The 4,176-nt window shown below is 58.4% G+C and carries 7 protein-coding genes; all 7 read left to right on the forward strand.

All coding sequences use genetic code 11. The features are described 5' to 3' along the window. Positions 1-272 precede the first annotated feature (272 nt). A complete protein-coding gene (locus ACH0BU_RS17800) occupies positions 273-608 on the forward strand; it encodes a hypothetical protein (protein ID WP_500264447.1) in 336 nt (111 codons plus the stop codon). Next, entirely contained in the window at positions 608-928 is a 321-nt protein-coding gene (locus ACH0BU_RS17805; protein WP_500264448.1) for a hypothetical protein, read from the forward strand. The genes ACH0BU_RS17800 and ACH0BU_RS17805 overlap by 1 nt, the downstream gene beginning before the upstream one ends. Beyond that, positions 925-1,326: a hypothetical protein gene (locus ACH0BU_RS17810; protein ID WP_500264449.1), complete on the forward strand. Its 402-nt coding sequence runs from the start codon at positions 925-927 to the stop codon at positions 1,324-1,326. The genes ACH0BU_RS17805 and ACH0BU_RS17810 overlap by 4 nt, the downstream gene beginning before the upstream one ends. An 80-nt stretch (positions 1,327-1,406) precedes the next feature. Continuing rightward, positions 1,407-2,342 carry a phage tail tube protein gene (locus ACH0BU_RS17815; protein ID WP_500264450.1) on the forward strand — a complete coding sequence of 312 codons (936 nt, stop codon included), beginning with the start codon at positions 1,407-1,409 and terminating at the stop codon, positions 2,340-2,342. A 115-nt stretch (positions 2,343-2,457) separates the two neighbouring features. Next, positions 2,458-2,898 (forward strand): phage-derived protein YdaY family protein, encoded by a 441-nt coding sequence (locus tag ACH0BU_RS17820; RefSeq protein WP_500264451.1) that lies wholly within the window; start codon positions 2,458-2,460, stop codon positions 2,896-2,898. 110 nt (positions 2,899-3,008) lie between these two features. Then, entirely contained in the window at positions 3,009-3,236 is a 228-nt protein-coding gene (locus ACH0BU_RS17825; protein WP_500264452.1) for a phage tail assembly chaperone, read from the forward strand. 21 nt (positions 3,237-3,257) lie between these two features. Beyond that, positions 3,258-4,176 (forward strand): hypothetical protein (locus ACH0BU_RS17830; RefSeq protein WP_500264453.1); only part of this gene is annotated, 919 nt, incomplete at its 3' end.

The raw sequence follows: 4,176 nt of genomic DNA on the forward strand, positions 1-4,176 counted from the left end.
TACCCGTAACGCTGCTCGACGAAGGGGGTCCCTTTTGGACGCCGATAGGGGGTCCTTTTTGGACGCCGATTGACAGTCACTGCGCCCGCAATGCGCGCAACGCAGGCCGTGAAGAAGCTCAAGGAAGCGTCCTCGACGGGTGCGAGCGTTGAAACCGAGTACGAAGCCACCCCATCCGATCCCTACCCACAGGTAACGGCAATGCTGGCGCCCCTCGCTCCAGTAGCAGCGGGCCAGGCCGGCGGCGTGCGCTTCTCGAGGATGCGCCCCTAATGGCGTTCGCGGATCGCATGTTGGCCCTTGAGGCTCGTTTGCTCGCCCGCTTTGGTGCGAACGGCACGCTCACGGGTGCCAGCACGGTCTTCGATCCCGACACGAACAGCATGGTTGAAGTGTCGCCGGCCTCGCGCCCGGTGAGGATGACGGTCGGTCCATCGGAAACTCTGGACGAGGAAGGCCGCGAGGTATGGCGCATGGTCGCCAAGATGCAGACCCAGCCCAAGCGCGGCGACAGCATCACATTTGCGGGCAAGTCCTACGAGGTCGGCAATGTCGTCACGCTCTACGAAGCCGACAAGCCGGTCCTGTACGTCGCGGAGGTCAGCTAATGGCAGTCCGCTTTGATATGTCCCAGCTGATCGCAGCACGCGCCAAGTTCGCCAAGATGCAGCAGGAGAAGGTGCTAGAGGTCACGCAGAAGATCACGCTCGATGTGGGCAAGAAGCTCATCGAGGGATCGCCTGTTCGCGATGGTGACTTTCGCGGCGCTTGGCAGATCGACACTCCGACACAGAGCGGACAGCCCGGCAAGATCAGCAATCCCACGGTTTACGGCCCAGCCCTCGCGCGCGGACATTCTAGTCAGGCTCCGAACGGGTGGATTGAAGCAGCAGTTGAGAGCGCCGCGCGCTCCGGAGGTAGTGAATGAATCTCGATGAAGCAGCCCTTGAAGCGCGCTTTCTGTCCGCGTTCGATCTCAAGTCGAACCAAGTTCTCACGCTGAACAAGCCCTCCACAGTTGTGGACAAGTCAAAGCCGTGGGTGCGCTTCTCCGTGTCGCTTGAGAGCAACGAGCGTGTGAGCAACGGCGACAATCCCGAGTACCTAAGCACGGGTGGCGCATACCTACAGGTGTTCATTCCTAAAAAGCTAGGCCTCAAAGCCGGTGACGAGGTGGTTGCCCGGTATGACAACCTCTTTACTGATTGGCGCAGTGATGATGGCGCACTTCAGGTAGTCCGCATGACGCGCCAAACGGTCGAGAACAAAGACGAGTATCAGCATACTATCCGCTACTCGTTCCAGAGCCTGCGTTACCGCACCTAGTACAAAGCACCTCCAACTGGCCGCCGCTAAATAGGGCGGAGCCAGACTTGCGGCTCCAGTTCAATAATTGGAGGCCGCAAATGGCAACTGACTACATCAATCAGAATGAGGTCGCCTACAAGATCATCGAGGAAGTGGAGTTTGGCGTAATGCCAGCTACCGGCAGTCTGCTGGACCTTCCCGCTGAAACTGGTCAGGCACCACTCACCTATTCGACCGCGATGATTGAGGACACTACGCAGCGTCCTAATCGCGAAACTGCCGCTCCTACTCGCGGTCACGCATCCTCGACGGGCACGTTCAACATGCCGCTTCGTCCTTGCGCTGCGATCGACCTGCTCATTGAGAGTGCGATTGCCGGTAAGTTCGATGAGGACACGGGCATTGCCTTCGGCGGTGAAACCGACGTGTTCTTCACCATGCTTACGAAGCTGACCGAGCGCGGCGGCTACATGGGCTATCAGGACGGCGGCATCACCGTTAACAGCTTCGGCCTTAGCGGCACTGCTCGCGAGGGTGTTACCGCATCCTTCGAACTGATGGGCAGCAAGCGCGTTCGCACTTCCGCTGACAGCGCACTTCCGGTCATCGCTGCTACTGCAAAGAGCTTCAACTACATCGACGTGAAGAACTTCTCGATCGCTGGTCAGACGCTTGAGTTCATCAACATGGAGTTCAGCACTGGCACGGCACACGATCACCGCATTGTGTTCGGCCAGAAGGAAGCAACCAGCGTGGCTGCAACCGGCAACCGTGAAACTACCCTGAGCCTCGGCGGCTACCGCAAGGGCTTTGAGGTGGACGCGCTGTTCGGCGACGACACGACTGTGGAAGTGAAGTTCGACATTGTTCGCGGCACTGGCGCAAACACTGAAGGCTACCGCATCACGCTGCCCGCAGCGATGTGCAACAGCCCAACCGACGAACTGACCGACACTGGTCTGCTCATCAACCTAGAGTTCACCGCGCACTTTGACGAAGTCAGCCGCGCGGCAATCATCGTGGAAAAGCTCTGAGGGTTTCTCCTCTCCTTACCTCTTAGTTTCTCCATGAGGTGGCGGCATCGAAAGGTGCCGCCACTGCCATGTTCGCTGCTCAAATAAATAGGATGCTATTAGAGAGGAGCAACACATGACTACTAAGATCAAGTTCCGCAAGCCATCCAACTACGACGTTGCAGTTGCAAAGATGGGCGTTCCCTTCACCTACACTGACAACGACGGCAACAAGTACGGCACGTTCACCGTGTCGCTGTTCAATCTGGACAGCAAGTTCGTCCGCATCGGCATGGAGCGCTTTGGCCGCGAGAACAAGGAAGCACTCGGCAAGCTGGAAGACGCGGAGAAGCGTGGCGTGTTCACGTTCATCAACACCGCTCTGCACGGCTGGGAAGGTGTGCAGGACGAGAACGGCAAGGACGTTCCATTCTCGCGCGAGAACGCAATGGCACTGCTCTTCGATCCAGAAGACGACGATGACGGCATGTTCAACGAACTGGTGAAGTTCTCGCAGAACAAGGCCAACTTCAAGCACGATCCGCGTTCGACCAAGGACGACGAAGCAAAAAACTAATCGCCTATCTCAACTGGCTGGAGGACGGGGGCAATCTCGTCCTTCAGGCAGCAGAAGCGGGCAGTGAGCGTGCCCAGCTAGAGGTAGAGGCTGCACCCAAGCTCAACAGCGTGTCGCTGTTCCAAGCCTTCAACGAACTATCCACGATGCGCCCGATCGGCATGGCCGCTGGTCCAATCCCCAACAAAGCGATCATCTGGTACGCAGAGCGACTAGAGATGGACCTAGTAGAGCAAGACGCATTTGAGAGCACCATCCGACAAGTGGATGTTGCTTGGTTGAACATGCAGGCCGAGAAGGCCGAAGTGACGGCAAAGCGGGCAAAGGCGAGAAGATAGCCCAAACCGACTAAGTACGGGATGGACAGTAATCTCGCCGCCGCAATTGAAGTCATCATTGATCCAACTCGCGCAGTGTCGGGCGAGCGCGCCACAATCGCTTCTCTTGATCGGATCATCCGCCACGGACAGCGAGTAAGTGCCGCCAACGATAACATGGCGGGTTCCTTCGATCGCAACGGTCGAAGCATGTCCAAAGCCGCAGACGCAGGCGGCGCAATCAGCAAGGTACTAGACGACATCAAGGGCCGCGCTGCTGGCGCTACTCCTGCCGTGGGCGGTCTGGTTCAGAGCCTCATGGCGATGGGTCCGCAAGCTGCGGTCCTTGGCGGCATCGCACTCGGCCTTGGCGCAATCGGCTCTGCCGCAATCAAGTCCGCTGCACAGACACAAAGCTGGCTTGGTCAGATCGAGACCATGACGAAGAACGCGAAGACCGCGAAGGAGACTTACGCGGCGCTCGTCAACTTCGGCAACTCAACTCCGTTCGATACCGGGCAGTCGGTGCAGGCTTTTGTGAAGCTGCGCCAGATCGGCCTTGCGGCAACTGAAGAGCGTCTTCGCTCCTTCGGCAACACCGCTTCTGCCACCGGCAAAGACCTCAACCAGATGATCGAAGCCGTTGCCGACGCCGGCACGGGTGAGTTCGAGCGCCTTAAGGAGTTCGGCATCAAGTCGAAGGTCGAGGGCGACAAGGTCAAGTTCACCTTCCAAGGCGTGAGCACGAGCGTTGCGAACAACAGTGTCGCGATCACCAAGTACCTTGAGGATATCGGCAACAACCAGTTCGGCGGTGCGATGGCCAAGCAGATGGCCACGCTCAACGGCGCGTTCGCTGGCGTTGGCGATGCTATGCGCGGAATTGTCAATCGGCGTCCAAAAAGGACCCCCTATCGGCGTCCAAAAGGGACCCCCTTCGTCGAGCAGCGTTACGGGTATG

Origin of the sequence: Sphingomonas olei, assembly GCF_045369765.1 — a bacterium.
Taxonomy (GTDB): domain Bacteria; phylum Pseudomonadota; class Alphaproteobacteria; order Sphingomonadales; family Sphingomonadaceae; genus Sphingomonas; species Sphingomonas panaciterrae.

Coding starts and splice junctions, on each gene's coding strand:
- ACH0BU_RS17800 (WP_500264447.1), top strand. CDS start 273: ATGGCGTTCGCGGATCGCATGTTGGCCCTTGAGGCTCGTTTGCTCGCC.
- ACH0BU_RS17805 (WP_500264448.1), top strand. CDS start 608: ATGGCAGTCCGCTTTGATATGTCCCAGCTGATCGCAGCACGCGCCAAG.
- ACH0BU_RS17810 (WP_500264449.1), top strand. CDS start 925: ATGAATCTCGATGAAGCAGCCCTTGAAGCGCGCTTTCTGTCCGCGTTC.
- ACH0BU_RS17815 (WP_500264450.1), top strand. CDS start 1,407: ATGGCAACTGACTACATCAATCAGAATGAGGTCGCCTACAAGATCATC.
- ACH0BU_RS17820 (WP_500264451.1), top strand. CDS start 2,458: ATGACTACTAAGATCAAGTTCCGCAAGCCATCCAACTACGACGTTGCA.